This is a genomic window from Streptomyces sp. NPDC058284 (assembly GCF_042881135.1).
Lineage (GTDB): Bacteria > Actinomycetota > Actinomycetes > Streptomycetales > Streptomycetaceae > Streptomyces.
Genome location: NZ_JBHVYE010000001.1, coordinates 661,326 through 687,465 on the forward strand (window position 1 = coordinate 661,326; position 26,140 = coordinate 687,465).

Annotated in this window: 20 protein-coding genes; 4 read left to right on the forward strand and 16 right to left on the reverse strand. The window is 70.6% G+C overall.

All coding sequences use genetic code 11. The annotated features are described in order from the left end of the window. Positions 1-89: 89 nt before the first annotated feature. The 4 genes from ACFVYR_RS02540 to ACFVYR_RS02555 all read left to right on the forward strand — a co-directional run bounded on the left by ACFVYR_RS02540 (position 90) and on the right by ACFVYR_RS02555 (position 6,822). Complete coding sequence (locus tag ACFVYR_RS02540) at positions 90-1,790, forward strand: thiamine pyrophosphate-binding protein (RefSeq protein WP_384247770.1); 1,701 nt, start codon at positions 90-92, stop codon at positions 1,788-1,790. Between the two features lie 11 nt (positions 1,791-1,801). After that, positions 1,802-3,031, forward strand: coding sequence for a formyl-CoA transferase (gene frc / locus ACFVYR_RS02545; RefSeq protein ID WP_384247771.1), 1,230 nt, complete (start codon positions 1,802-1,804; stop codon positions 3,029-3,031). Then, entirely contained in the window at positions 3,032-5,188 is a 2,157-nt protein-coding gene (locus tag ACFVYR_RS02550; protein WP_384247773.1) for an acetate--CoA ligase family protein, read from the forward strand. 254 nt (positions 5,189-5,442) lie between these two features. Further along, the gene (locus ACFVYR_RS02555; protein WP_384247775.1) at positions 5,443-6,822 is read left to right on the forward strand and encodes an OFA family MFS transporter; all 1,380 of its coding nucleotides are present in this window, start codon (positions 5,443-5,445) and stop codon (positions 6,820-6,822) included. 73 nt (positions 6,823-6,895) lie between these two features. Here ACFVYR_RS02555 and ACFVYR_RS02560 read toward each other — a convergent pair whose 3' ends face one another. The 16 genes from ACFVYR_RS02560 to ACFVYR_RS02635 all read right to left on the reverse strand — a co-directional run bounded on the left by ACFVYR_RS02560 (position 6,896) and on the right by ACFVYR_RS02635 (position 26,047). Continuing rightward, positions 6,896-7,951, reverse strand: coding sequence for a sugar phosphate isomerase/epimerase family protein (locus ACFVYR_RS02560; RefSeq protein WP_384247777.1), 1,056 nt, complete (start codon positions 7,949-7,951; stop codon positions 6,896-6,898). Positions 7,952-8,107: 156 nt separating this feature from the next. After that, on the reverse strand, positions 8,108-9,484 hold the full coding sequence (locus ACFVYR_RS02565) for an alkaline phosphatase family protein (protein WP_384247779.1): 1,377 nt from the start codon (positions 9,482-9,484) through the stop codon (positions 8,108-8,110). Then, positions 9,481-10,650 (reverse strand): metabolite traffic protein EboE, encoded by a 1,170-nt coding sequence (gene eboE, locus ACFVYR_RS02570; RefSeq protein WP_384247781.1) that lies wholly within the window; start codon positions 10,648-10,650, stop codon positions 9,481-9,483. The genes ACFVYR_RS02565 and eboE overlap by 4 nt, the downstream gene beginning before the upstream one ends. A gap of 3 nt (positions 10,651-10,653) precedes the next feature. Beyond that, positions 10,654-11,505: a TatD family hydrolase gene (locus ACFVYR_RS02575; protein ID WP_384247783.1), complete on the reverse strand. Its 852-nt coding sequence runs from the start codon at positions 11,503-11,505 to the stop codon at positions 10,654-10,656. Then, entirely contained in the window at positions 11,505-12,197 is a 693-nt protein-coding gene (locus tag ACFVYR_RS02580) for an EboA domain-containing protein (RefSeq protein WP_384247784.1), read from the reverse strand. The genes ACFVYR_RS02575 and ACFVYR_RS02580 overlap by 1 nt, the downstream gene beginning before the upstream one ends. Further along, positions 12,194-13,210 (reverse strand): sugar phosphate isomerase/epimerase family protein, encoded by a 1,017-nt coding sequence (locus tag ACFVYR_RS02585; RefSeq protein ID WP_384247786.1) that lies wholly within the window; start codon positions 13,208-13,210, stop codon positions 12,194-12,196. Before ACFVYR_RS02585 ends, ACFVYR_RS02580 begins: the two co-directional genes overlap by 4 nt. Then, positions 13,207-14,439 (reverse strand): SCO3242 family prenyltransferase, encoded by a 1,233-nt coding sequence (locus tag ACFVYR_RS02590; RefSeq protein ID WP_384247788.1) that lies wholly within the window; start codon positions 14,437-14,439, stop codon positions 13,207-13,209. The genes ACFVYR_RS02585 and ACFVYR_RS02590 overlap by 4 nt, the downstream gene beginning before the upstream one ends. An 88-nt stretch (positions 14,440-14,527) precedes the next feature. After that, positions 14,528-15,673 (reverse strand): inositol-3-phosphate synthase, encoded by a 1,146-nt coding sequence (locus ACFVYR_RS02595; RefSeq protein WP_384248022.1) that lies wholly within the window; start codon positions 15,671-15,673, stop codon positions 14,528-14,530. Continuing rightward, a complete protein-coding gene (locus ACFVYR_RS02600) occupies positions 15,654-15,779 on the reverse strand; it encodes a hypothetical protein (protein ID WP_384248034.1) in 126 nt (41 codons plus the stop codon). The genes ACFVYR_RS02595 and ACFVYR_RS02600 overlap by 20 nt, the downstream gene beginning before the upstream one ends. A gap of 102 nt (positions 15,780-15,881) precedes the next feature. Further along, on the reverse strand, positions 15,882-17,465 hold the full coding sequence (locus ACFVYR_RS02605; RefSeq protein WP_384247789.1) for a ThuA domain-containing protein: 1,584 nt from the start codon (positions 17,463-17,465) through the stop codon (positions 15,882-15,884). A 5-nt stretch (positions 17,466-17,470) separates the two neighbouring features. Further along, complete coding sequence (locus tag ACFVYR_RS02610) at positions 17,471-19,954, reverse strand: PQQ-dependent sugar dehydrogenase (protein WP_384247790.1); 2,484 nt, start codon at positions 19,952-19,954, stop codon at positions 17,471-17,473. Between the two features lie 193 nt (positions 19,955-20,147). Then, positions 20,148-21,152: a sugar phosphate isomerase/epimerase family protein gene (locus ACFVYR_RS02615; RefSeq protein WP_384247792.1), complete on the reverse strand. Its 1,005-nt coding sequence runs from the start codon at positions 21,150-21,152 to the stop codon at positions 20,148-20,150. 23 nt (positions 21,153-21,175) lie between these two features. Next, positions 21,176-22,393, reverse strand: a complete 1,218-nt coding sequence (locus ACFVYR_RS02620; protein WP_384247794.1) for a Gfo/Idh/MocA family protein — start codon at positions 22,391-22,393, stop codon at positions 21,176-21,178. Between the two features lie 48 nt (positions 22,394-22,441). Beyond that, a complete protein-coding gene (locus ACFVYR_RS02625; protein WP_384247795.1) occupies positions 22,442-23,485 on the reverse strand; it encodes a substrate-binding domain-containing protein in 1,044 nt (347 codons plus the stop codon). Between the two features lie 16 nt (positions 23,486-23,501). Next, positions 23,502-24,521, reverse strand: a complete 1,020-nt coding sequence (locus ACFVYR_RS02630; protein WP_384247796.1) for an ABC transporter permease — start codon at positions 24,519-24,521, stop codon at positions 23,502-23,504. Then, on the reverse strand, positions 24,518-26,047 hold the full coding sequence (locus ACFVYR_RS02635) for a sugar ABC transporter ATP-binding protein (protein ID WP_384247798.1): 1,530 nt from the start codon (positions 26,045-26,047) through the stop codon (positions 24,518-24,520). Before ACFVYR_RS02635 ends, ACFVYR_RS02630 begins: the two co-directional genes overlap by 4 nt. Positions 26,048-26,140 lie beyond the last annotated feature (93 nt).

Sequence of the window (26,140 nt, forward strand, 5' to 3'; positions counted from 1 at the left end):
GTTCGTCGACTGTATGCAGTCTGCTCTGAGGGCGCCCGGAAAGCGTGTGAGCGCACTCCAACTCTCCAACGAAGGGACAGGACTTCGTCATGCCCGAGGACAACAGCCAGAACGACATCTCCGGTGGGCACCTGGTCGCCAAGGCGCTCAAAGCGGAGGGCGTCGAGGTCATCTACACCCTCTGCGGCGGCCACATCATCGACATCTACGACGGCTGCGTCGACGAGGGCATCGACGTCGTCGACGTGCGCCACGAGCAGGTCGCCGCCCACGCCGCCGACGGCTACGCCCGCGTCACGGGCAAGCCGGGTTGCGCCGTGGTGACGGCAGGTCCGGGCACGACGGACGCCGTCACCGGTGTCGCCAACGCCTTCCGCGCGGAGTCCCCCATGCTGCTGATCGGCGGACAAGGGGCCCACAGCCAGCACAAGATGGGGTCACTCCAGGACCTGCCGCACGTCGACATGATGGCGCCGATCACCAAGTTCGCCGCGACCGTGCCCGACACGGCCCGCGCGGCCGACATGGTGTCCATGGCGTTCCGCGAGTGCTACCACGGCGCCCCGGGACCGTCCTTCCTGGAGATACCCCGTGACGTGCTCGACGCCAAGGTGCCGGCCGACAGGGCACGCGTCCCCGAGGCCGGCCGGTACCGCGCCTCCACCCGCTCGGCCGGTGACCCGGAGGCGGTCGAGAAGCTCGCCGACCTCCTGGTGCACGCCGAGAAGCCCGCGATCCTGCTCGGCGGCCAGGTGTGGACGACCCGTGGCACCGAGGCGGCCATCGAGCTCGTACGCACCCTCAACGTGCCCGCCTACATGAACGGCGCGGGCCGAGGCACACTGCCGCCCGGGGATCCCCACCACTTCCAGCTCTCGCGGCGATACGCCTTCTCCAACGCCGACCTCATCGTCGTCGTCGGCACCCCCTTCGACTTCCGCATGGGCTACGGAAAGCGGCTCTCGCCGGACGCCACCGTCGTCCAGATCGACCTCGACTACCGCACCGTCGGCAAGAACCGCGACATCGACCTCGGGATCGTCGGGGACGCCGGGCTGGTCCTGCAGTCGGTCACCGAAGCCGCGTCAGGACGCACCCTCCACGGAGACGGCAGCAGCGGGGCCACCCGGCGCAAGGAGTGGATCGACGAGCTGCGCACGGCCGAGCAGACCGCGATCGAGAAGCGCCTGCCGAGCCTGAAGTCCGACGCCTCACCCATCCACCCGTACCGCCTGGTGAGCGAAATCAACGACTTCCTTACCGAGGACTCCATCTACATCGGCGACGGCGGCGACATCGTCACCTTCTCGGGGCAGGTCGTCCAACCCAAGTCGCCCGGCCACTGGATGGACCCGGGACCGCTCGGCACCCTCGGCGTCGGCATCCCCTTCGTCCTCGCCGCCAAGCAGGCACGCCCCGACAAGGAGGTGGTGGCCCTCTTCGGAGACGGCGCGTTCAGTCTCACCGGCTGGGACTTCGAGACCCTCGTCCGCTACAACCTCCCCTTCGTCGGGATCGTCGGCAACAACTCCTCGATGAACCAGATCCGTTACGGCCAGAAGGCCAAGTACGGCGAAGAGCGCGAACGCGTCGGCAACACCCTGGGCGACGTCCCCTACGACAAGTTCGCCCAGATGCTCGGCGGACACGGCGAAGAGGTGCGCGATCCGGCCGGCATCGGGCCCGCGCTGCGCCGCGCCCGCGAGTCCGGCAAGCCCTCCCTGATCAATGTATGGGTCGACCCCGACGCGTACGCCCCGGGAACCATGAACCAGACCATGTACAAGTGAGGAGCCCGGCCATGACCAAGGCTCTCGAAGGCATCCGCGTCCTCGACATGACGCACGTCCAGTCCGGCCCCTCCGCCACCCAGCTGCTCGCCTGGCTCGGCGCCGACGTGGTGAAGCTGGAGGCCCCCTCCGGGGACATCACACGCAAGCAGCTGCGCGACCTCCCCGGCGTCGACTCCCTGTACTTCACCATGCTCAACTGCAACAAGCGGAGCATCACCCTCAACACCAAGACCGAACGCGGCAAGGAGCTCCTCACGGAGCTCATCCGGCGATCCGACGTCATGGTCGAGAACTTCGGACCCGGCGCCGTGGACCGTATGGGCTTCGCCTGGGACCGCATCCAGGAGATCAATCCGCGCATCGTCTACGCCTCGATCAAGGGCTTCGGAGACGGCCCCTACACCAACTTCAAGGCCTACGAAGTGGTCGCCCAGGCGATGGGCGGCTCCATGTCGACGACCGGCTTCGAGGACGGCCCGCCGCTCGCCACTGGCGCCCAGATCGGGGACTCCGGAACGGGCATCCACGCCGTCGCGGGAATTCTCGCCGCCCTCTTCCAGAGGGAGAGCACGGGTCGGGGCCAGCGCGTGAACGTGGCCATGCAGCACGCCGTGCTGAACCTCTGCCGAGTCAAGCTCCGCGACCAGCAGCGGCTCGCACACGGGCCACTCGCGGAATATCCCAACGAGGTCTTCGGGGACGAGGTCCCGCGCTCCGGGAACGCTTCCGGCGGCGGGCAGCCCGGGTGGGCCGTCAGGTGCGCGCCCGGCGGCCCGAACGACTACGTCTACGTCATCGTGCAGCCCGTGGGCTGGCGGCCGATCACCGAACTCATCGGTCGCCCGGAGCTGGCGGACGACCCCGACTGGTCCACTCCGGAAGCCCGGCTGCCCAAGCTCGGCAAGATGTTCCAGCTCATCGAGGAGTGGTCCGCGACGCTGCCCAAGTGGGACGTCCTGGAACGGCTCAACGCCCACAACATCCCCTGCGGCCCGATCCTGTCCACCAGGGAGATCATCGAGGACGCCTCCCTGATCGCCAACGAGATGGTCGTCGAGGTCCCACACCCCGAGCGCGGCAGCTTCACCACCGTCGGCTCCCCGTTGAAGCTCTCCGACTCCCCCGTGGACGTGGTCGGTTCACCCCTGCTCGGCGAGCACAACGAAGAGGTGTTCATCGGCGAGCTGGGCCTCGGCGACGAGGAACTGCGCCTGCTCAAGACGGACGGGGTGATCTGAGTGACGGCCGAGGACAGCTTGCGGGCGGTGCGCACGCTCCTCGACGCGGTGCGCGCCGAGGGACGTACGGCGCTGACCGCTCCCGAGGGAAAAATCATCGCGGACGCCTACGGAATCGCCGTACCGGGCGAGGCAACAGCCAGTGATGTCGACGAGGCCGTGGCGCACGCCGCCGGGTTCGGCGGCCCAGTCGTCATGAAGATCGTCTCCCCGGACATCCTGCACAAGACCGACGCGGGCGGCGTGGTGGTCGGTGTGGAGGGCCCCGCCGACGTACGGGCGGCCTTCCACCGGATCGTCGAGAACGCGCGTACCTACGACGCGCGGGCCCGCATCGAAGGCGTCCAGATCCAGGAACTGCTGCCGGGCGGCCCGTCGGCGCAGGAGGTCATCGTGGGAGCGGTGACCGATCCGACGTTCGGGAAGGTCGTCGCCTTCGGGCTCGGCGGTGTGCTCGTGGAGGTCCTCAAGGACGTCACGTTCCGCCTGGCGCCCGTGGACGCCGACGAGGCCGCCTCGATGCTCGACTCGATCCGGGCGGCGGAACTCCTGCGCGGGGTGCGCGGCGCGGAGCCGGTGGACAGGCGGGCCCTCGCGGAGCAGATCCGCCGGGTCTCCCAGTTGGTCACCGACTTCCCGGAGATAGCCGAGGTCGACCTCAACCCGGTCATCGCCACCCCCCGGAGCGCGATCGCGGCGGACATCCGGATCATCCTCTCCGAAGAGGCCCCCCAAGCGCGGCGCACGTACACGCGCGCGCAGATGCTCGCCTCGATGCGCCGGCTCATGCAGCCCCGCTCCGTCGCCGTCATCGGCGCCTCCAACGAGCCGGGGAAGATCGGCAATTCGGTGATGCGCAATCTCATCGACGGCGGCTTCTCCGGGGAGATCCACCCGGTGAACCCCAAGGCCGATGACATCGTGGGCCGCAAGGCGTACAAGAGTGTCACGGACGTTCCCGGCGAGGTGGATGTGGCGGTCTTCGCGATCCCCGCCAAGTTCGTGGCGTCGGCCCTGGAGGAGGTGGGCCGCAAGGGCGTGCCCAACGCGGTCCTCATCCCCTCCGGGTTCGCGGAAACGGGTGAACACGCTCTCCAGGACGAGATCGTGGCGATCGGTGAACGGCACGGAGTGCGCCTCCTCGGTCCCAACATCTACGGCTACTACTCGACGTGGCAGGACCTGTGCGCCACGTTCTGCACCCCGTACGACGTGAAGGGATCGGTCGCCCTGACGAGCCAGTCGGGCGGCATCGGCATGGCGATCCTCGGTTTCGCGCGCACTACGAAGACAGGTGTTTCGGCGATCGTCGGGCTCGGCAACAAAGCGGACCTGGACGAGGACGACTTCCTGACCTGGTTCGGCGAGGACCCCCACACCCAGTGCATCGCCATGCACCTGGAGGACCTCAAGGACGGCCGCGCCTTCGTGGAGGCCGCGCGGGCGACCGTCCCCAAGAAGCCGGTCGTCGTCCTGAAGGCCGGCCGCACCGCGGCGGGGGCGAAGGCGGCCGGGTCCCACACGGGCGCCCTGGCGGGCGATGACGCCGTGTACGACGACATCCTCAGGCAGGCGGGCGTGATCCGCGCGCCGGGGCTGAACGACATGCTCGAGTACGCGCGCGCGTTGCCGGTCCTGCCCACTCCGAAGGGCGACGGCATCGTCATCATCACGGGCGCCGGCGGGTCGGGGGTGCTGCTCTCCGACGCCGTGACCGACAACGGCCTGAAGCTGATGGAGATCCCCGACGACCTGGACGCCGCCTTCAAGGCCTTCATCCCGCCTTTCGGGGCCGCGGGCAACCCCGTGGACATCACGGGCGGGGAGCCCCCCTCCACGTACGAGGCGACCATCAGGCTCGGCCTGGAAGACCCGCGCATCCACGCCCTCGTCCTCGGCTACTGGCACACGATTGTCACCCCGCCCATGGTCTTCGCCGAGCTGACGGCGCGCGTCGTCGCCGAGTTCCGTGCGCGCGGCATCGAGAAGCCCGTGGTGGCGTCGCTGGCGGGCGATGTCGAGGTGGAGGAGGCCTGCCAGTACCTGTTCGAGCGCGGCGTCGTGGCGTACCCCTACACGACCGAGAAGCCGGTCGCCGCGCTCGGCGCGAAGTACCGCTGGGCGCGGGCGGCCGGGCTCTTGGAGGGCGGCCGATGAGGTGACCGGTTCGGGGCCGGCCCGCGGTGCGTGCCCGCCGGCCCCGGTGCCGGCATGGTCTACGCGGCCTGCCTGAACATGGTCGGCAAGTGGTATCCGGAGACCGCCGAAGAACTGGTGGCCCGCGAACGTCGACCCGCTGCGCCCGGCGCGCCATGCCGACTTCATCGCACTGTTCCTGTCGCAAGCCGGCAGGCCGAAATCCAAGGACATCAGCCCCAATCCGCAACCCCTCGGTGAGGAGATGGCTTGATATGACGGCGGAACCCATCGCCGGCCCCCATGCGGCGGCCGACCGCGACACGCCGTACAGAGAGCTCAAGGACGCGCGCGGTCGCGTCTACCGCATCGGCGAGAGCGACCGGGACATCCTCGGCCGGCCCCGCTGGACGATGGTGGCGTTGCCCTGGGTGGCCATGCTCGCCATCAGTGTCTTCGAGTACGCGTTCGGGGCGGCGGAGGACACCCTGTCCGCCGCGCACCACTGGACGTCGTCGAACACGTTCTGGGTGCTCAGCGTCTGGATCTTCTTCCAGGCGGGGGTCTCCTTCCCGGCGGGCAAGCTGCGCGAGAAGGGGCTCCTGACGAGCAGGGCGGCGATGCTGACGGGCTCGGTCCTGTCTCTGCTCGGCTTCGTCAGCCTCAGCCACGCGCCGAACGTGGCGGTGGCGATGGCCGGCTTCGGCCTGCTCGGTGGCGTCGGTTCGGGTCTGATCTACTCGACGTGCGTGAACATGGTCGGCAAGTGGTATCCCGAGCGGCGCGGTGGCAAGACGGGCTTCGTCAACGGTGGGTTCGCCTACGGCGCGGTGCCGTTCATCTTCCTGTTCTCGTACGGCTTCGACACCTCCAACTACCGGACGGTGCTGGATCTCGTCGGCTTCTACGTCCTGGCCGTGACGCTGGTGGCGGGGCTGTTCTTCAAGGACCCGCCGAAGAACTGGTGGCCGGCCTCGGTGGACCCGCTACGGCTCGACGGGGACCCACGCACGGCGGCGGCCCTGGCCAAGAACCCGCCCGCGGTACGGCAGTTCACGCCCGGCGAGGCCCTGCGCACCGGGGTGATCCCCCTCATGTGGGTGGGCATGCTGTGCTGCGCCGGAGTGTCGATCTTCGGAATCTCCTTCCAGGTGCCGTTCGCGAAGGAGATGGGCTTCGGCCCGCTGATCGCCGCCTCGTCGATGGGCGTCATGTCGGTGATCAACGGCACGGGACGCGGCGTGGTGGGCTGGCTCTCGGACCGGATGGGCAGGCAGCCGACCTTGACGTACGTCTGTCTGGCGCTCTCGGTGGCGCAGTTCGGGGTGCTGTGGGCGGGCGAGATGCGCAACCAGCCGTTGTTCCTCGTCTTCGCGTTCCTGTCCGGATTCGCCGGCGGCGCCTTCTATCCGCTCTTCGCGGCACTGGTACCGGACTACTTCGGAGAGAACAACAACGCCTCCAACTACGGCATGGTGTACAGCGCCAAGCTGGTGTCCGGCCTGTTCGGCGGTGGCATGGGGGCCATGGTCGTGGACTCCTGGGGGTACGTCGGCGCGTACACGACCGCCGGGGTGGTGTCGTTGGTCGCGGCGGGCCTCTCCTTGCTGCTGCGGCAGCCGGGGGCGCCACGCGCGCGTGAAGCCCTGGTCTAGCGTCCGCTGCGGTCACTTCCGGGTGGGGCCCTCCGCCGTCGGGCGGCAGGGCCCCGTCCGTGCTGCCGTACGGTCAGTCGCCGCAGCGGCCGGAGCGCAGCGAGTGCAGGTGCTCGCTGGACTTGCGGGCGAAGGCGTAGGACTCGGCCGGATTGTCGTGCTCGGTCTGCCAGTGGTGGTAGCGCCGGCCCTGGTGGGTGCGGGCGGTCACCTTCGACAGGAACCTCTTGTAGTCGATGTCACCGTCGCCTACGTCCGTCATGCGGTATCCGTCACGGGTGCTCTCGTCCCGGACGCCGTCCTTGACGTGGAACAGGGGGTAGCGGTGCGGCTGCTTGAGTACGTAGTCGAGCGGCTGGAAGGGGGCGGGGGTACCGTCGGGCCGCTTGCCGAAGCGGAACTGGGCGCTGAACGCCCAGTAGATGTCCATCTCCAGGTACACGAAATCGGGATCGGTCTCGGCGAGCAGCACGTCGTAGAGCCGGACGTTCGGCTTGTCGGTGGCGAAGGAGAACTCCTCGGCGTGGTTGTGCTGGTAGAACTTCATGCCGCGCTTGCGGGCCGCCTCGCCGTACGTGTTGAAGTCCTCCGCGGCACGCTTCCAGGCGTCGACGGTGCTGCCGTAGCGGAAGGGTCCTGAGGCGGTGCCGATGTGCTTCAGGCCGAGGGCCTCGGCGTCGTCGAGCACCTTCGTGAGGTTCTGGGCGAACGTGTACGCGCCGGGGTTGCTGTCGTCGTAGTAGCCGACGTGGGAGCCGATGGGGTGCAGTCCGTGATCGCGGGCCAGCGCCCTGAGCTGGGCGAGGGTGATGGCGCCCGCCGAGCCCTGGGTGTATCCGGCGAATTCGATCTCGTCGTATCCGTACTTCTCCAACTCGGCGAAGACCGGGCCGAATCCGACGGTGGAGACCTTGTCGCGCAGGCTGTACAGCTGGATGCCGAGCCGCCCCGGCGGCAGGACGGGGTGGCCGTGACCGTGGCCCCGCCCCTGGGTGGGTGCGGCCGTGGCGGTGGGGGCGGCGGCGCTCACGAGGGCCGCGGCGGTGGCCCCGGCTGCCACGCCCAGCATGCCGCGTCGGCTGAGTCTGCGGGCGAGCTCGGGGGCGGTGGCGGACGGCTGGTGGCTCATGCGGTTCTCCTCGGCAGGGTCAGGGGGGTCAGGGACGGGTCAGGGATGGGTTCGAGGAACGGATCAGGGATCGCTGGGGGCCGGGCCCTGATGGCAGGGTCCGAGCCCTCTGGTTCAGTGGAGATCAAGCAGATTCAGCGGCGCGGCGGGCGGACATCAGCGCAGTCCCGCGAGGTCGAGCAGGAGCGATTTCACATCGGTGGCCGCGACGGGGCCGCTGACGGCACGGGGGGTGGAGCAGAGAATGAGCGGACTTTCGTCCTCACTCGTGGGGAGGCGGCCATGGCTGCCGCGAATAGGTGACGGGTCCAGGGGCACGACCGCCATGCGGTAGCGCATGCCGAGCTTCTTGCGGGCCAGCGCGCTCGCGGCCTTGACGCGGACGTAGGGGTCCTGGGGGTCCATGAAGAGCTCGACGGGGTCGTAGCCGGGTTTGCGGTGGATCTCGACGAGCTGCGCGAAGTCGGGGGCGCGGGTGTCGTCGAGCCAGTAGTAGTACGTGAACCAGGCGTCCGGCTCCGCGACGGCGACGAGTTCACCGGCGCGCGGGTGGTCCAGATGGTGCGCCTTCTTGCCTTCGTCGTCGAGGAGTTGCTCGATGCCGGGGACGTCCTTCAGGGCGGCGCGGGTGGCGACGAGGTCCTCCGGGCGGCGGACGTAGACGTGGGCGATCTGGTGGTCGGCGACGGCGAAGGCGCGGGACGCCATCGGGTCGAGGTACTCCATGCCGTCCTGGGTGTGCACCTCGAGCAGTCCGGCACGGCGCAGCACCCGGTTGATGTCGACGGGCCGGTTCACCCGGGTGATGCCGTACTCGGACAGGGCGACGACGGTCCGGCCCTCCGCCTTCGCGTCATCGAGGAGCGGGGCGAGGGTCGCGTCCAGGTCGCCGGCCGCCCGCAGGGAGCGCGGGTCGTCGGGTCCGAAGCGCTGCAGGTCGTAGTCGAGGTGAGGGAGGTAGCAAAGGGCCAGGTCGGGGTGGCGGGTGTCGATGATGTGCCGGGTGGCGTCCACGATCCAGCGGCTGGACACGATGTCGGCGCCGGGTCCCCAGAAGTGGAAGAGGGGGAATGTGCCGAGCTTCTCGGTGAGCTCGTCGTGGAGGCCGGGGGGCCGGGTGTAGCAGTCGGGTTCTTTGCGGCCGTCGGCGTAGTAGACGGGACGGGGGGTGATGGTGAAGTCGGTGTCGGCGCCCATGGCGTACCACCAGCAGATGTTGGCGACGGTGTAGCCGGGGTGCGCGCGACGGGCGGCGTCCCACAGCTTGTCGCCGGTGACGAGGCCGTTGTGCTGGCGCCAGAGGAGTACGTCGCCGAGCTCGCGGAAGTACCAGCCGTTGCCGACGATGCCGTGCTCGGCGGGGGTGGTGCCGGTGAGGAAGGTGGACTGGGCGGCGCAGGTGACGGCGGGCAGGACGGTGCCGAGCGGGGCTCTGGATCCGGACTGGCCGAGCGCTTTGAGGTGGGGCATGTGGTCGAGGAGGCGGGGGGTGAGGCCGACGACGTCCAGGACCAGCAAGGGGGTCGGGGTCATGGGAGTTCCTTGAGGCCGAGGTCGGTCAGGAGGTCGCGGGCGAGGGCGAGCTCGGCGGCGATGCCCTCGGCGAGCTGGGGGCGGCCGCGCGGGCGGAGTGCGGGCGGGAGCGCCTGCCAGGTGTAGGTCTCGACTTCGAGATGGCGGGTGAGGGGTTCAGGACCGCCGACGAGTCGGGTCAGGGCGTTCTGGAGTACGGGAAGCGTGGAGGTGAGGGGCACGGCGGGGGCCGCGTGCAGGGGGACGTGGAAGTGGGCGCGCCAGGGCGCTGTGTCGGGCAGGGTGCCGGCGGTGAGTGCTTCACCGAGGTCGTCGGTGCCGTGCAGTCCGGTGCTGGTGAGGGTGCGGGTCTGGTGGAGGAAGCGGGGTTCGTCGAAGGCCGAGAGTGCTTCGCGTACCTCGGGGAGGTGGGGGTGTTCGGCATGGAGCGCGGCGGACAGCTGCGCCTTGACGACGGGGATGTTCGCAGCGGCGAGGGCGTCGAGTGCGGTGTCCGGGTTCTCGAAGGAGGTGGCGAGGTGACAGGTGTCGACACAGACACCGACGCGGTCGTGGCCGACCGCGGTGAGCGGGGTGATGGCATCGGCGGTCGTCTCGACGGTGCAGCCGGGTTCCGGTTCGAGGCCGATACGGATCGAGCGGCCGGTGAGTTCGGCGAGGGCGTCGAGGCGCTGGGCGAGCGTGGTGAGGGCTGCGCCGGCGGTCTCGGCGTGGGTGGCGTCGAAGGGGCTGTGCCAGGCGAGCGGAAGGGTGGAGATGGACCCTTCGGTGACGTCGTCGGGGAGCAGGGCGGCGAGCAGCCGGGCCAGTTCGGTGGTGTGGCTCAGCCGTTCCGGGTCGGTCCAGTCCGGTTTGTACACGCGGTACTTGACCTGTTCGGCGCCGAAGCCCTCATAGGGGAATCCGTTGAGGGTGACGACTTCGAGGCCTCGCCGGTCGAGTTCGGTGCGCAGGCCGCGCAGGGCGGCCGGGTCGGCGCCAAGGGCGCGGGCGGCGTCCTTGGCGAGCCAGAGTCCGATGCCCAGGCGGTCTCTGCCCAGCCGTTTGCGTACGGGCTCGCAGTGGTCGCGGAGCTGAGCGAGTACGCCGTCGAGGGTCTCGGCCGGGTGGACGTTCGTGCAGTAGGCGAGGTGGACGGTGGAACCGTCGGGGTGCCGGAAGCGCATGGTTCACGCCCCGCCGCGCAGTATGGAGTTGCCTTCGTGGGTGGCTGCGTCCGGTTCCCGCGCGTCGAGCTGGAGGCGTCCGCTGAGGCTGTAGAAGGCCACGGGATTGCGCCACAGCACGAGGTCTACGTCGTCCTCGTCGTATCCGGCCGCCAGCATGGTGTCGGCGACCTTGCGGGTCTTGAGGGGGTCGCTCTTTCCCCAGTCGGCGGCCGAGTTGATCAGCACTTGGTCGGGTCCGATGTCGCGCAGGATCGCGACCATGCGTTCCTCGTCCATCTTGGTGTCTGGATAGACGGAGAAGCCGAGCCAGCAGCCGCTGTCCTTGGCCTCCTTGACGGTCGTCTCGTTGAGGTGGTCGATCAGGACGCGGTCCGGGGGCAGGGCGGACTCGCGGACGACGTCGATCGTGCGGCGCAGGCCGGCGAGCTTGTCGCGGTGCGGGGTGTGCACGAGGGCGGGCAGCTCGTGGTCGGCGGCGAGATGCAGCTGGGTGGCGAGCGCGGTGTCCTCGGCCGGCGTCATGGAGTCGTAGCCGATCTCGCCGACGGCGACGACGTTGTCCTTGATGAGATAGCGGGGCAGTTCGTCGAGGACGGGCGTGCAGCGGGGGTCGTTCGCCTCTTTGGGGTTGAGGGCGATCGTGCAGTGGTGGGAGATGCCGTACTGGGCGGCGCGGAAGGGTTCCCAGCCGAGGAGGGAGTCGAAGTAGTCGAAGAAGGAGGCGGGCGAGGTGCGCGGCTGGCCGAGCCAGAAGGCGGGTTCCACGACCGCGCGGACACCGGCGGCGTACATCGCCTGATAGTCGTCGGTGGTACGGGAGGTCATGTGGATGTGGGGGTCGAAGATGCGCATCAGGACTTCTGCTCCTCGCCGGTCGAAGGGGCCGCGGGGGCCGAGGGAGCCGCCGGGGCCGCGGTGGGCTCGGGGGCGGTCAGAGACAGGACGCGATGCAGGTCACCGGGGACGGGACGGCCGGCGGCGGTGCGCTCGCTCGCGTAGTCGCCGAGCATGCGGGCGAGTTCGCCGTCACCGCGTGCGCGTCTCGGCAGGTCGGCGACGGCATCCACGGGCACGCCGGTGAACAGGCACTTGAGGACGGCGTGGCGCCAGTCGTGCGGGGCGAGGTGCGCGGCGGCGTAGGGTCCGACGGCCGCGGTGACGAGCCGGGTGTCATTGGTGCGCAGGGCGTCCTCGACGAGCGGAAGGGCGTCGGGTCCTGGCACCAGGTGGGGCAGGGCGTTCAGGACGGCGCGGCGCTCGGCGGCGGTGCCCTGGGCGTAGACGCGGGTGAGGGTGTCCGGGGACGCGTTCGCCGCGTGCAGGAGGAGGACGCGGGCGGCGTCCACGTGGTCGGGGCCGCAGCGGCGCCCGGCCTCGGCGAACCTCATCTCCCAGGTGGAGACGGGCCCCTGCCTCTCTCCTTCCTCTCGCTCGCTGTACGCGGCGGCCTCGGCGACGGCCTGGTCGAGCCAGGCCCGTGCGGCGCCGCCGAGGTCGGTTTCGAGACGGGCGCGGAGGGCGGCGATCCCGGGGGTGTCGGTCACGGGGTACCTCCTTCGGCGGGATCGGCGGATGCGGTGGCGGCCACCGGGGCGGCGGCTACCGGGGTTGGGGGCTCCGAGGTTGGGGGCTCCGAGGTTGGGGCCGCCGGAGCAGGGGCCCCTGGGGCGGTTGCTGCTTCCGCTGCTCGGTTGAGGAAGGCGATGGAGCGGGCTGCGAGTTCGGGGCCCGCGTGGGAGTGGCGGGGCAGTTCGACGACGGTGAGCCCTTGGTAGCCGCCTGCGACCAGAGCTTCGAGGACGGGCGGGAAGTCGATCTCACCGTCTCCGAAGGGCAGGTGCTCGTGGATTCCGCGACGCATGTCCTCGATCTGGACGTGCCGCAGCCAGGGGATGGCGGCGCGTACGCACTCCGCTGGAGGGAGCGGTTCGAGGCACTGGCAGTGGCCGATGTCGAGGGTGAGACCGAGGAGTTCGGGGTCGGGGTCGTCGAGCTCGAGGCGCAGACGGTGGAAGTCGGCTAGTGAGGAGAGGAGGTGGCCGGGTTCGGGCTCGACCGCCAGCGGTACACCGGCGCCCGACGCGGCGTCGAGAACGGGGCCGAGCGCGTCGGCCAGGCGCCGCCACGCGACGTCATCGGCGGTGTCCGCCGGGAGGATGCCGCTGAAGCAGTGCACGGCATGGGCACCGAGGTCGGCGGCGACCTGGACGGCGCGGGTCAGCAGGCGGACGCGGGCGGAGCGTTGTTCCGGGTCGGGGTCGAGGAGGGAGGGACCGTGTTTGCGGCGCGGATCGAGAACGTATCGGGCGCCCGTTTCGACGGTGGCGGTCAGCCCGAGGCGGTCGAGACGGCGGGCCACCGTGCGGGTGCGGGCGGCGAGATCGGGGGCGAGGGGGTCGAGGTGCATGTGGTCGAGGGTCAGTCCGACGCCGGCATAGCCGAGGTCGGCGAGGAGGCCGAGGGCGTCGTCGAGACGCAGGTCGGTGAGGCCGTTGGTGCCGTAGCCGAACCGGAGCCCGTCGGGCGGGGCCGGGCACCGAGGAGTGTTCTCGCTCATGTGACGCTCACCTTCCGTGCGAACTTCCGGGCGGCGGGGGCGAGGGCGACGGTCAGCAGAGCGGTGCGGGCGGCGCCGGCGCGGGCGGCAAGTGCGGCCTGCAACGGAATCATGGCGCGGATCCCGCCGCCGACGGCACGTTGGGTGAGGGCTGGTGATGGATTGAGAGCAGCGTGGAACAGGGGCTTTGCGGCGGTCCCGATGTAGGCGAGGGACAGCGCGCCGGGGAGGAGCCGCCGGGCGGTTTGGAGGGGAGTGATGAGGGGGGCGACCAGGGAGGTGACGAGGGGGGTGTTGGCTCGGATCCCTCCGCTTCCTCTGCTGCCTGGGGTCTCTTCGCTGCCTCGAGCCCCGCCGCTGCCTCGGGTCCCGCCGCCTTCTCGGCTTCCTCCGTTGCCTCGGGTCCTACCGCTCCCTGCGCCTCCTCCGCTCCTCTCGTCCCCTGCGCTCCCTCCGCCCCAACGGTTCCCCGTACCGTCAAAGTGAGGGCGGCGGTCGCCTCCCACCAGCCGGGCCAGCACCGTTGTCACTGCCAACGCGGCCAAGGGGGCGGCGGAGGAGCCGCCCTGGGCCTCGCGGCGGGAGACCGCGGTGACGGCGAGGGTGTGGGCGGCGAGTGCTCCCGCGGAAGGTATGGCGGCCGTGGCGCTCCGGCTGTCACCCGAGTACGGGCTCCACCTCCGACCCCGACCCCAGCCCGTACCCACACCCACACCCGCACCCACATCCGCACCCTCGCCAGCACCCGCACCCGCACCCTCGCCAGCACCCGCCCCCACCCCCGCCGTAGCCGTCGCGCCGAGGAGTAGGTCGAGGCCGCGTGCCGTGGCCATGGCCACCGGGCCCGCCGGTGTGTGCTTCAGGCCGAGGTCGTAGGCCCACACCGTCGCGGCCAGGGCGCCCGCTGTGGCCAGGGAGGGCCGACCCGCGCTGGAGGCGAGGGCCAGGCCCGCGGCGGTGAGGGCGGTGGCCGCGGCGAGGGCCGCGGGTGGGGTGATGCGGCCGGAAGGGAGGGGGCGCTCGGGGCGTTCGACGGCGTCCTCGGTTCGGTCGGCCCAGTCGTTGAGGGCCATTCCGGCTTCGTACAGGCAGAGGGAGGAGCTGATGGCCAGGAGGGTGCGGCGGTTGGGGCGCAGGCCGGTCGTCGCCGCGCCGGCGAGGGCGTCGCCGGGGACGGTGAACAGGGCGGGCAGGCGCAGGAGTTCGGCCCAGGCGCGGGTGGCCGTCATGAGGCCTCACCCGCCGGTACGGAGTGCGGAGGTCGAGCCGTCGGGCGAGGGGCGCGGCGCAGGTCGCTTCCGGAAGCGGGCGCGCCGCTCATCCTTCCCCTCCCAGCTGTGCCGCGAAATCGAGCAGCGCCGCATACTGCTCGCCCAGTGCTGACGGGGCGCCGGGGTCCGGGTCCTTGAAGTAGAAGGCGAGGGCGGGGAGCGCTCCGGAGAGGCCGCGTTCGTGGGCGCGGGATGTCAGACGGGCGAGGTCCAGGACCAGGGGGGCGGCGAGGGCCGAGTCGCAGCCCTGCCAGGTGGTCTGCAGGACCATGCGGGTGCCGAGGAAACCGTCGAAGGCGATGTGGTCCCACGCCGTCTTCCAGTCACCGAGGGAGGGGACGTCGTCGATGTGGACCTCGCCCTCGGGGGCGGCGCCCAGCGTGTCGGCCAGGACGCGTTCCTTGCCCGCGTTCTTCACGGCCGCGGCGGCCGGGTCGGCGAGGGCGGCGCCGTCCCCGCCGCCCAGGAGGTTCGTGCCGGACCAGGCGCGCACGGCGAGGGCCCGTTGCGCGAACATCGGGCCGAGGACGGAGCGCAGCAGGGTCTGGCCGGTCTTGCCGTCCCGGCCGGCGTGCGGCAGGCCGCTGGCGTGCGCCGCCTCGGTGAGGCGGGGGTGGTGCAGACCGGTCGAGGGGGTGAAGTTCACGTAGGGGCAGCCCGCCCGGAGTGCTGCCGCCGCGTAGAGGGAGCTGGCGGGGAGTCGCTCGTCGGTGTCCGAGGGACGTGGTTCGGTCGAGGCGACGTTCACCACCACGGCGCGGGCCAGGCCACGGCGGCGTAGGAAGTCGCGCAGGTCGGTGGCGAAGGCATCGATCAGTTCCTCGTCGCTGCGGGTGTCGCCCGGTTGTGGCCCACCGGGGCGTATCTCGGCGTCGGCGGCGGCGAGTTCGGCGCGTACCGCCGAGGGCAGGTCGTGCGGCAGGACGCCGCCCGCGGCGAGCTCCTCGGCGCGTTTGGGCAGCGGGCAGCTGGTGGTGTCGTGGCCGCCGAAGACGAGGGAGGACAACGTCGGCAGGGAGCGGTCCAGGAAAGGCGCCGTCTCGGTCACCATGCCGGTGGGCGGGTGCAGACCGGCCGCCATGGCCGCGCAGCCCGCGACGGCCGTGGTCGCGACCGAGCCTCGTGCCCCGATCAACCAGACCCCGACGGGCCGGGTATCGGCGGCCGGGGCGTCAGCGGACGAGGTACCGATGGGTGAGGTCCCGGTGGGCGAGGTCCCGGTGGGCGAGGTCCCGAAGGGGGAAGTAGAGGGCGCGGATGTAGAGGTCGCGGATGTGGACACGGCTGCCTCCTGCCATGGTTCAAGAGCTTGGGACTCGGGACACGACTCAGGAGCTCGAGGAACGTGAGTGCGGTGCAAGACGGCGGGCGGAGGTCCGGCGTCCTCCGCCCGCCGCCGTCTAGCGACCCGCGCCTGAACCGCTCGGCGCGGATGAACCAGTGGGTGCGGATGGGCCAGTTGGTGCGGATGAACCAGTTGGTGCGGATGGGCCAGCCGGTCCGGGCGAACCAACTGGCGCGGGCGCACCAACCCGCCCTGGCGTACCAACCGTTCCGGATGAACCAACCCGTCCTGACGCACCAACCCGTCCGGACAAACCACCTAATGCGGACGGACCAACCGCCCCCGAACCCCCCGCACCCCTCCCCGGCAGCTCCCTCAGCCGGATGTTGCGGAAGGAGACCTCATCGTCGTCGCCGTGGTTCTGGATGCCGATGTGACCTTGGAGCAGGCTTCGGACCGGGTCCGTGTTGGTGAAATCGTTGATCTTGATGCCGTTGAGGTAGACCCGGAGGCGTTCGCCCTCGACGCGGATCTCGTACGTGTTCCACTCCCCCGGCGGGTTCAGCGCCCGGTCGCGCTGCTTCAGGTCGGCGGAGCGGAATCCGTAGACGGAACCGGTGGTCTTCTCGGGGACGTCGGTGGCGTCGATCTGGATCTCGTAGCCGTTGTTCACCGCCGACCAGGGGTCGTCGGAGGGCGGGAAGCCCACGAAGATGCCGGAGTTGTCGTCCCCGGCCATCCTCCAGTCGAGCTTGAGCGAGTACGAGCCGAGTTCGCGGCGGTCGTACCAGAGCATGCCCATGCCGCCGGTGGTCGTGAGCGTCCCGTCGTCCGCGTTGAGGGCGAAGGAGCCGGGCCCCGCCTGCTTCCAGCCCTCCAGCGAGGCCGCCGTGCCGTCGAAGAGCGGCGCGTACCCCTTCTCCGGCCGACAGTCGGCCTGGGCGGCGCCGACCGCCCAGCGTATGCCGCCCAACAGGTGCTTGCGGAAAGCCGGTTCGGCGAAGGACTCCTTGGTGTGGCCGCCCCCGGTGTAGAAGGAACGGCCGCCCTCGTAGCTCTGGCACCAGGCGATGGGGTGGTCCCCCGACATGGTGCCGCCCGTGTACGACGACTCGTCGAGCGTGGCGAGGACGCGGGCCCGCTCGCGCGGATTGGAGCGGTAGTTGTACCACTCGTCGGTGCGGTCCCAGGCTCCGGTGCCCAGGTGGGACGTGGCCGGGTGCGCGTGATCCTCGGCCCGCACCTTCGCGGGCTGGATCGCGGGGTGCGACTGGAAGTACGCGCCCGCGAGCCCGCCGTAGAAGGGCCAGTCGTACTCGGTGTCGGCCGCCGCGTGCACGCCGACGTAGCCGCCGCCCGCCCGGATGTACTTCTCGAACGCCGTCTGCTGCGCGGCGTTCAGCACGTCTCCGGTGGTCGAGAGCCAGATCACGGCGTCGTAGCGGGCGAGGTTCTTGGCCGTGAAGGCACCCGCGTCCTCGGTGGCGTCGACGGTGAAGCCGTTCTCCGCGCCCAGTTCCCTGACGGTGGCGACGCCCGTGGGGATCGAGTCGTGCCGGAATCCCGCGGTCTTGGAGAAGACGAGCACTCGCTCGCCCGCCCGGCCGGGCCCCGGCTCGGAGGCGGCCGGAACCGAGGCGCAGCCGATGAGCAGGGCGGCCACCGCCGTCGCGGTGACGACGCGGGCACGTGTGCGCATCGCGGTCACCCCTTCCGGCCGGTGACGGCCCTGGTGGTGAAGGTGAAGTCGTCCACGTCGTACAGCGCTCCGGTGCCCGAGCCCTTGAAGACCAGGTACAGGGTCGTGGTTCCCGTCGGCGGCTTCGTGATGGCCGTGCTGACGTCGGTGTACGTCTCCCACGAGCCGGTCGGCGCGATCTTCGCGGAGCCGAGGAGCCTGCCCGTCGCCGATCCGCTGCGGACCTCCAGCGTGCCACCGGATCCGGCCGAGGCGACCCGCGCCGTCAGCTTGGTGGCGTTGCCGAGGATGTAGGGCTTGAAGGAGACCCAGTCGCCGTTGTGGATGTCGCCGACGGTCTTGCCGCCGTGGGCCGGGGTGTGGTTGATCACGGAGACGCCCTTGGAGTCGCCGTAGTGCTCGCCCTGGCGGTGCTTGGGCTGGACGATGTTCTGGTCGTGGGTGGTCAGCGCGGGCTGGCCGTTCGCGCCCTTGTCGGTGTACTCGGCGTCGAAGACCCCGAAGATGTTGGCGTTCGGGTCGTGCTCGCCGTCCGCCGACGTCTGGAGGGTGCCTTCGCAGCCGTTGGCCGAGGTGACGGGGTGACCGTGGCTGTCGTGGCCGAGGATGTGGGTGACCTTGACCTTGGCGCAGTCGATGGTCCCGTCCTCGGGGTCGGTGACCTTCACCTTGAACGGGATCTTGTCGCCGAAGGTGAACAGCTGCCCGTCCCCCGGGAGTTCCAGGGTCACCTTGGGCGCGGTGTTGCCGACGGTGACGTGCGCGCTGGCCGTGCCGGTGCGGCCGGTGGTGTCCTTGACGGTCACGGTCGCGGCGTAGACGCCGTTCTTCTGGTACGTGTGGGTGGGGTTCTGCTGGGTCGACCTGCCGCCGTCGCCGAAGTCCCAGGAGTAGGTGAGCGTCCCGCCGTCGGCGTCCGTGGCCTTGGCGGTGAACTTGCTCTTCAGCGGCGCCTGGCCGCTGGTCACCGAGGCGCTCGCCTCGACCACCGGCGAGTGGCCGTCGGTGGCGTTCTCGATGCGGAAGAGGGCGGAGTTCTCGTCGCCGTTGAAGTAGCCGGTGCCGTAGTCGAGGACGTAGAGGGCTCCGTCGGGGCCGAAGGCCATGTCCATGACCTGGGTGCCCGCCCACGGGAACGCGTTGATCTTGGAGACGGTGCCGTCGGCGCCCTGCTCGATGCGCTTGATCCAGCGCCGGCCGAACTCGCCGGCGAAGAAGTCGCCGTCGTACGCCTCGGGGAACTTGACCGGGGAGGCGTTCGCCGCGTCATAGCGGTAGACGGGGCCGCCCATCGGGGACTCGGAGCCGGTGCCGAACTCGGGCACCGAGCCGCCGTCGTAGGGGATCCAGGCCTCCTGCGCGGGCGGCAGGTCCGTCAGGCCCGTGTTGTGCGGCGAGTCGTTCTTCGGCGCCGCGCAGTCGAAGGCCTGGCCGGAGGTGCCGGTCGCGAAGTCGTAGTCGATGTAGGCGTCGTTCTTGCCGGTGCAGTAGGGCCAGCCGAAGTTGCCGGGCTTGGTCACCCGGGCGAACTCGACCTGTCCCGCGGGGCCGCGCTTGGGGTCGGCGGCGCCCGCGTCGGGGCCGTAGTCACCCACGTACACCGTGCCTGTCGGTTTGTCGACGCTCATCCGGAAGGGGTTGCGGAAGCCCATCGCGTAGATCTCGGGGCGGGTCTTCTCGGTGCCCTTGGCGAAGAGGTTGCCGTCCGGGACCGTGTAGGAACCGTCGTCGGCGACCTTGATGCGCAGGATCTTGCCGCGCAGGTCATTGGTGTTGCCCGCGCTGCGCCGGGCGTCGAAGGCCGGGTTGCGGTTGGCGCGCTCGTCGATGGGCGTGAAGCCGTCCGAGGCGAACGGGTTGGAGTCGTCGCCCGTCGAGAGGTAGAGGTTGCCGTCCTTGTCGAAGTCGATGTCGCCGCCGACGTGGCAGCAGATGCCGCGGTTCGCCGGGACGTCGAGGACCTTCTTCTCGCTGGCCGCGTCGAGGGTGCCGTCGCTCTTCAGAACGAAGCGGGAGAGCCGGTTCACGCCGTCGAACTTCTTGAAGTCCTCGGCCGTGCCGGTCTCCGGGGCGTCACCCGCGGGGGTGTCCAGCGGGGGCGCGTAGTAGAGGTAGATCGCGTGGTTCTCGCTGAACTTCGGGTCGATGCCGACGCCCTGGAGGCCCTCTTCGTCGTGGGAGTAGACCGGTATCCTGCCCGCGACCTTGGTGTCGCCCGCGGCGTTGGTCAGGCGCAGCGTGCCGTCACGTGAGGTGTGCAGGACCGAGCGGTCCGGGAGCACGGCGAGCGTCATGGGCTCGCCCATCTCCGGTTCGCCCTTGGCGAGGGTGACCTGCTGGAAGTCCTCGGCGAGGGAGGCGGCCGCCGGGGGCGGGTCCGCGGGGGCGGCGCCGGCCGACGGGACAGTGAGGGTGAGGCTCGCGCCGGTGAGCACGGTGCCGGTGAGCAGGGCGAGTGTCGTGCGGAGTCTTGGGCGTTTCCTGTGCACGGGGTTCCTCCGGAAGGGGGGACAGTCGTACGGGAGTGGGTGCGCCGTGCGCCGGGGTGCGCCGTCACCCCGGAGACTTCATGTCCTGTACACCTCAGGGACGGTAGCCACGTTTGTCCCGGGCGGAAAGCCCTTACGCGGCACCGAAGTTGAACTTTTTCCTGTCAATGGACAAACAGGAGCGGGACCGGGACTAGTCGGAGCCGCCGAACGCCGCGTCGAACGACGCCGTCGGGGGTTCGAAGTCGTACGCCTTCAGGTGCGCCAGCGCCTCCGGGGCGCCCTGGAGCCGGTCCATGCCCGCGTCCTCCCACTCCACCGAGACGGGACCTTCGTACGCGATGGAGCGCAGCATCCGGAAGACGTCCTCCCAGGGGACGTCGCCGTGGCCGGCCGAGACGAAGTCCCAGCCCCGGCGCGGGTCGCCCCAGGGCAGATGCGAGCCGAGGCGGCCGTTGCGGCCGTCCAGACGGCGCCGGGCCTCCTTGCAGTCCACGTGGTAGATGCGGTCGCGGAAGTCGTAGAGGAAGCCGACCGGGTCGAGGTCCTGCCACACGAAATGGGACGGGTCGAAGTTCAGCCCGAACGCGGTGCGGTGGCCCACGGCCTCCAGCGCCTTGTGCGTGGTCCAGTAGTCGTACGCGATCTCGGAGGGGTGCACCTCGTGGGCGAACCGCACGCCCTGTGCGTCGAAGACGTCCAGGATCGGGTTCCAGCGCTCGGCGAAGTCCTCGTACCCGCGCTCGATCATCGACTCGGGGGCGGGCGGGAACATCGCCACCAGGTGCCAGATCGAGGAGCCCGTGAAGCCCACGACCGTCTCGACGCCGAAGGCCGCGGCGGCCCGCGCGGTGTCCTTGATCTCCGCGGCGGCCCGCTGCCGCACGCCCTCCGCCTCGCCGTCGCCCCAGATGCGGGCGGGCAGGATCGCCCGGTGGCGCTCGTCGATGATGGCGTCGCAGACGGCCTGCCCGACGAGGTGGTTGGAGATGGCCCAGCACTTGAGCCCGTACTTGTCGAGCAGGGCGTGCCGCCCCTGGAGGTAGGCCGGATCGGCGAGCGCCTTGTCGACCTCGAAGTGGTCGCCCCAGCAGGCGAGTTCGAGACCGTCGTAGCCGAATTCGCTGGCGCGGGCGCAGACCTCTTCGAGCGGCAGGTCGGCCCACTGGCCGGTGAAGAGCGTGAACTTGCGCGGCATGACCGGGCCTCCTCAGGCAGGGATCAGGCGGGGATCGGCGTGTAGACGGAGTTCTTGGCGGCGCTCTCCTCGACGGCGGCGAGTACGCGCTGCACACAGAGGCCGTCGGCGAAGGAGGGCTCGGGCCGCGCCCCGGTGGTGATGGCGAGCAGCAGGTCACGCGCCTGGTGCACGAAGGTGTGCTCGTAGCCGAGACCGTGGCCCGGCGGCCACCAGCCCTCGAGGTACGGGTGGTCGGGTTCGGTCACGAGGATGCGCCGGAAGCCGGACGACGCGGCGGGCTCGGTGTGGTCGTGGAAGGAGAGCTCGTTCAACCGCTCCAGGTCGAAGGCCAACGAGCCTGCTGAGCCGTTGAGTTCGACCCGCAGCGCGTTCTTGCGGCCGGCGGCGAAGCGGGTCGCCTCGAAGGAGGCGAGGGCGCCGGAGGGGAACCGTCCCGTGAAGAGTGCCGCGTCGTCGACGGTGACCGTGCCGAGCCGGCCGCCGCCCGCCCCGGTGAGCCCGCTGGACGCGCCTTCCAGGAGCGGCCGTTCGCGTACGAACGTCTCGGTGAGGGCCGACACCCCTGCCACCGGCTCCCCCGCGAGGAACTGTGCGAGGTCCACGATGTGCGCGCCCAGGTCGCCGAGCGCCCCGGAGCCCGCCCGGTCCTTCCGCAGCCGCCAGGTGAGCGGGAACCTGGCGTCGACCAGCCAGTCCTGAAGGTACGTCAGGCGTACGTGGCGCAGGGCGCCGAGCCGCCCCTCGGCGACCATCTGCCGGGCGAGCGTGAGGGCGGGCACCCGGCGGTAGTTGAAGCCGACCATGGCCACCTGGCCCCGTGCGCGGGCCCGCTCGGCGGCCTCGGCCATCGCCTCTGCCTCCTCGACGCTGTTGGCGAGGGGCTTCTCGCACAGCACGTGCTTGCCCGCCTCCAGAGCGGCGAGGGCGATCTCCGCATGGCTGTCGCCCGGCGTGCAGATGTCGACGAGGTCGACGTCGTCCCGGGCGATCAGCGCGCGCCAGTCGGTCTCGGCGTGGGCCCAGCCGAGCCGGTCGGCGGCGGCCCGCACGGCGCCACCGTCGCGCCCGCAGACGGCCGAGAGCACCGGCCGCACCGGCAGGTCGAAGACGCGCCCCACGGTGCGCCAGCCCTGGGAGTGGGCGGCGCCCATGAAGGCGTAGCCGACCATGCCCACTCCCAGCGGCCGTTTGCCTGCCGCCCCGGAATCGGCCCCTGCCTCGGTGTCCGTCTCACGCATGCGGTACTCCTCCTCGTAAACGCTCGGTGGGGGGTGCGGGCGTGCGCATCACTTGAAGCCGGTGGACATGTACTGGCCGACGTTCTCCTTGTCGACCACGGCGGAGTAGCAGGTGACGAAGGACGGGATCTCGAACTCCGCCATGCCGCTGACGCCCTTGCCCTGGCCGAGGGCGCGCGCGAGGTCGATCGCGGAGGCGGCCATGGTGGGCGGGTAGAGGACCGTGGCCTTCAGGACGCTGTTGTCCGCCTCGATGGCCTGGAACGCGGAGAGCGCGCCCGCGCCGCCCACCATCAGGAAGTCGTCGCGGCCCGCCTGCTTGATGGCGCGCAGGGCGCCCACGCCCTGGTCGTCGTCGTGGTTCCACAGGGCGTCGAAGTTCTTCTGGGCCTGCAGGAGCTGGGACATCTTCGACTGGCCCGACTCGACGGTGAAGTCGGCGGCCTGCCGGGCGACCTTCTTGATGTTCGAGTAGTTCTTCAGGGCGTCGTCGAAGCCCTTGCTGCGCTGTTTGGTGAGTTCGAGGTTGTCGAGCCCCGCGAGCTCCACGACGCGGGCGTCCTTCTTGTCCTTGAGCTTCTCGCCGATGTAGTGCCCGGCGCTCAGGCCCATGCCGTAGTTGTCGCCGCCGATCCAGCAGCGGTAGGCCTGCGGGGTGGCGAAGACGCGGTCGAGGTTGACGACGGGGATGCCCGCCTTCATCGCCTTCAGGCCGACCTGGGTGAGCGCCTTGCCGTCGGCAGGCAGGATGACCAGGACGTCGACCTTCTTGTTGATCAGCGTCTCGACCTGGCCGATCTGCGCCGCGGTGTCGTTGGAGCCCTCGGTCGCCTCCAGCGTGACGTCCGCGTACTTCGCCGCCCGCTTCCTGGCGTTGTCGTTGATCGCGTTGAGCCAGCCGTGGTCGGCCTGGGGCCCGGCGAAGCCGATGGTGACCTTCTTGCCCGGCTTGTCGTCGGCGACCTGCTGCGAGGTGTCCCCTGAGCCCTCGTCGTCCTTGGTCTCGTTGCTGGTGCACCCGGTGATCAGGGCCCCGGTGGAGAGGGCGGCGGCTCCGAGGAGCAGTCCTCTGCGGCTCGTGTTGGTTGGCATGGGTGAACCCCTCAGCTCAGGAAGTGTGGGCCGTACGACGTTGGACGAGCACCGCGGCGACGATGATCGCGCCCTTGGCGATCTGCTGGGTCGCGGTCTCCAGGTTGTTGAGCGCGAAGATGTTCTGGATCGTGGTGAAGATCAGCACGCCGAGCACGGAGCCCGTGATGGTGCCGCGGCCGCCGGTGAGCAGGGTGCCGCCGATGATCACCGCCGCGATCGCGTCGAGTTCGTACAGGTTGCCGTTGGTGTTCTGTCCCGAGCCCGCGAGGACGATGAGCAGGAAGGCCGCGATGCCGCAGCACAGGCCGGAGAGCAGATACAGATAGAGCCGCTGCCTGCGGACGTCGATGCCGGCGAGGCGCGTCGCCTCCGCGTTGCCGCCGACCGCCAGCGAGCGCCGCCCGAACGTGGTGCGGTTCAGCAGCAGCCAGCCGACCACGGTGACGCCGGCGAAGACGAGGACCAGCGGCGGGATGCCGAGGATGTAGGAGTCGCGCTCGCCGAGCTCCAGCACTCCGTCCACGGTGACCATCTGGGTCTTGCCGTCGGTGATCTGCAGGGCGAGGCCGCGGCCCGAGGCGAGCATGGCGAGGGTGGCGATGAACGGCACCACCCCGCCGTACGCGATGAGCAGGCCGTTCACCAGGCCGCACCCCAGGCCGACGATCACGGCGGTGAAGAGGATGCCCGCGAAGCCGTACTCCTGGGTGGCGACCGTCGTCGCCCACACCGAGGCGAGCGCGACGATCGCGCCGACCGACAGGTCGATCCCGCCGGAGATGATCACGAACGTCATGCCGACGGTGACCACGCCGATGACGGAGGCCTGGGTGAGGATCAGCTGGACGTTGTCGGTGTCGAGGAACGAGTCGGGCTGGGTGATGCCGCCGATCAGGATCAGCGCGGCGAGCACGCCGACCAGGGACAGCGTGCGCACGTCGGCGCGGGCCACCGTGGCGCGCCACGGCTTGCCGCCGTCGGTGGAGGCGGTCTTGCGGGCGGCGGCCTCGGCCGCCGGGGCTGGCTGGGTCATGCCGCCGGGCTCCCTTCGAGGACGAGGTCGAGTACGCGGTGTTCATCGAGGTCACGGGCGGGTGCGGTGTGCACGACGCGGCCTTCGCGCAGGACCAGGACGCGGTCGGCGAGGCCGAGCACCTCGGGTACTTCGCTGGAGACGAGCAGCACGGCGAGGCCTTCGTCGGCGAGGCGGCGGATCACCGCGTACAGCTCGGCGCGGGCACCGACGTCGACGCCCCTGGTCGGCTCGTCGAGCAGCAGGACGCGGCAGCCGCGCAGCAGCCAGCGGGCCAGGACGGCCTTCTGCTGGTTGCCGCCGGAGAGGGTGCGCACGGGGACGTTCGGTTCGTCGGGGCGCAGCGACAGCTCGCGCGTCGCGGCGCCCGCGGCCTCGCGCTCGGCGCCCCGGTCGAGCCAGCCCCCGTGGCTGAAGCGGGACATGGAGGAGACCGAGACGTTGCGGGTGACGGACTCCAGCATGAGGAGGGCCTGCGCCTTGCGCTCCTCCGGGGCGAGCCCCAGCCCGGCGCGGACACCGGCCCGGACACTGCCGGGCCGCAACACCCTTCCGTCCACGGCGACTTGGCCGGTGCTGGGTTTGCGTGCGCCGTAGATCGTCTCCAGGATCTCGGAACGTCCCGAGCCGACGAGTCCGGCGAGGCCGACGATTTCGCCGGGGCGCAGATCGAGGTCGAGGGGTTCGAATTCGCCGTGCCGGGACAGCCCGCGCACGGTCAACACCGGGCTCGCCTCGGCCGGTGGTACGGCATCCGCGGGTGGCCGCTCCGGGAAGACGTACTCGACGTTGCGGCCCGTCATCAGCGCCACGACGTCTCTGGTCGGCGTCGTTTTGGCGGGGAGGCCGCCCGCGACGGCACGCCCGTCCTTGAGGACGGTGACGCGGTCGCCGATGCGGCGGATCTCCTCGAGGCGGTGCGAGATGTAGATGACGGCGACGCCGTCGGCGGTGAGGTCCCCGACGATACGGAAGAGATTGTCGACCTCGTCGGGGTCGAGGGCGGCGGACGGCTCGTCCATGACGATCAGGCGGACCTCGTGGGAGAGCGCGCGGGCCATCGAGACGATCTGCCGCTGGGCGGCGGAGAGCTCGCCGACGAGCCGTCCGGGGGCGATCTCCGCATGCCCGAGCCGCTTGAGCAGGGTGGCGGTCGACGCCCTGGCCGCCCGGCCGCGGACGACGAATCCGGCGGCTGTCGGTTCGTGCCCGAGGTAGACGTTCTCGGCGACGGACAACCCCTCCACCAGGTCGAGTTCCTGGTAGATGGTGGCGATACCGAGCCGCATGGCGGCGATCGGCGAGCGGAACGTGGTGCGTTCGCCGCGCCAGGTGATCTCGCCGCCGTCGGGCTGGTGGGCGCCCGCGAGGACCTTGATGAGGGTGGACTTCCCGGCGCCGTTCTGGCCGAGGAGGCAGTGCACCTCCCCGGCCTGGACCTGGAGGTCGACGCCATCGAGGGCGCGGACCCCGGGGAACGACTTGGTGATGCCGGACATGGTGAGCAGGGGTGATGTGGATGCCATGACGGTTCCCCTCGGCGGCGGCCGCAGCAGGGCAGGAGTGAGCTGGGCATGACAGATGAAGGCAGGGCAGGGCGGGGCGGGACAGGACGGGAG

Coding starts and splice junctions, on each gene's coding strand:
- ACFVYR_RS02540 (WP_384247770.1), top strand. CDS start 90: ATGCCCGAGGACAACAGCCAGAACGACATCTCCGGTGGGCACCTGGTC.
- frc (WP_384247771.1), top strand. CDS start 1,802: ATGACCAAGGCTCTCGAAGGCATCCGCGTCCTCGACATGACGCACGTC.
- ACFVYR_RS02555 (WP_384247775.1), top strand. CDS start 5,443: ATGACGGCGGAACCCATCGCCGGCCCCCATGCGGCGGCCGACCGCGAC.
- ACFVYR_RS02560 (WP_384247777.1), bottom strand. CDS start 7,951: ATGAGCCACCAGCCGTCCGCCACCGCCCCCGAGCTCGCCCGCAGACTC.
- ACFVYR_RS02565 (WP_384247779.1), bottom strand. CDS start 9,484: ATGACCCCGACCCCCTTGCTGGTCCTGGACGTCGTCGGCCTCACCCCC.
- eboE (WP_384247781.1), bottom strand. CDS start 10,650: ATGCGCTTCCGGCACCCCGACGGTTCCACCGTCCACCTCGCCTACTGC.
- ACFVYR_RS02575 (WP_384247783.1), bottom strand. CDS start 11,505: ATGCGCATCTTCGACCCCCACATCCACATGACCTCCCGTACCACCGAC.
- ACFVYR_RS02585 (WP_384247786.1), bottom strand. CDS start 13,210: ATGAGCGAGAACACTCCTCGGTGCCCGGCCCCGCCCGACGGGCTCCGG.
- ACFVYR_RS02590 (WP_384247788.1), bottom strand. CDS start 14,439: ATGACGGCCACCCGCGCCTGGGCCGAACTCCTGCGCCTGCCCGCCCTG.
- ACFVYR_RS02600 (WP_384248034.1), bottom strand. CDS start 15,779: ATGGCAGGAGGCAGCCGTGTCCACATCCGCGACCTCTACATCCGCGCC.
- ACFVYR_RS02605 (WP_384247789.1), bottom strand. CDS start 17,465: ATGCGCACACGTGCCCGCGTCGTCACCGCGACGGCGGTGGCCGCCCTG.
- ACFVYR_RS02615 (WP_384247792.1), bottom strand. CDS start 21,152: ATGCCGCGCAAGTTCACGCTCTTCACCGGCCAGTGGGCCGACCTGCCG.
- ACFVYR_RS02620 (WP_384247794.1), bottom strand. CDS start 22,393: ATGCGTGAGACGGACACCGAGGCAGGGGCCGATTCCGGGGCGGCAGGC.
- ACFVYR_RS02625 (WP_384247795.1), bottom strand. CDS start 23,485: ATGCCAACCAACACGAGCCGCAGAGGACTGCTCCTCGGAGCCGCCGCC.
- ACFVYR_RS02630 (WP_384247796.1), bottom strand. CDS start 24,521: ATGACCCAGCCAGCCCCGGCGGCCGAGGCCGCCGCCCGCAAGACCGCC.
- ACFVYR_RS02635 (WP_384247798.1), bottom strand. CDS start 26,047: ATGGCATCCACATCACCCCTGCTCACCATGTCCGGCATCACCAAGTCG.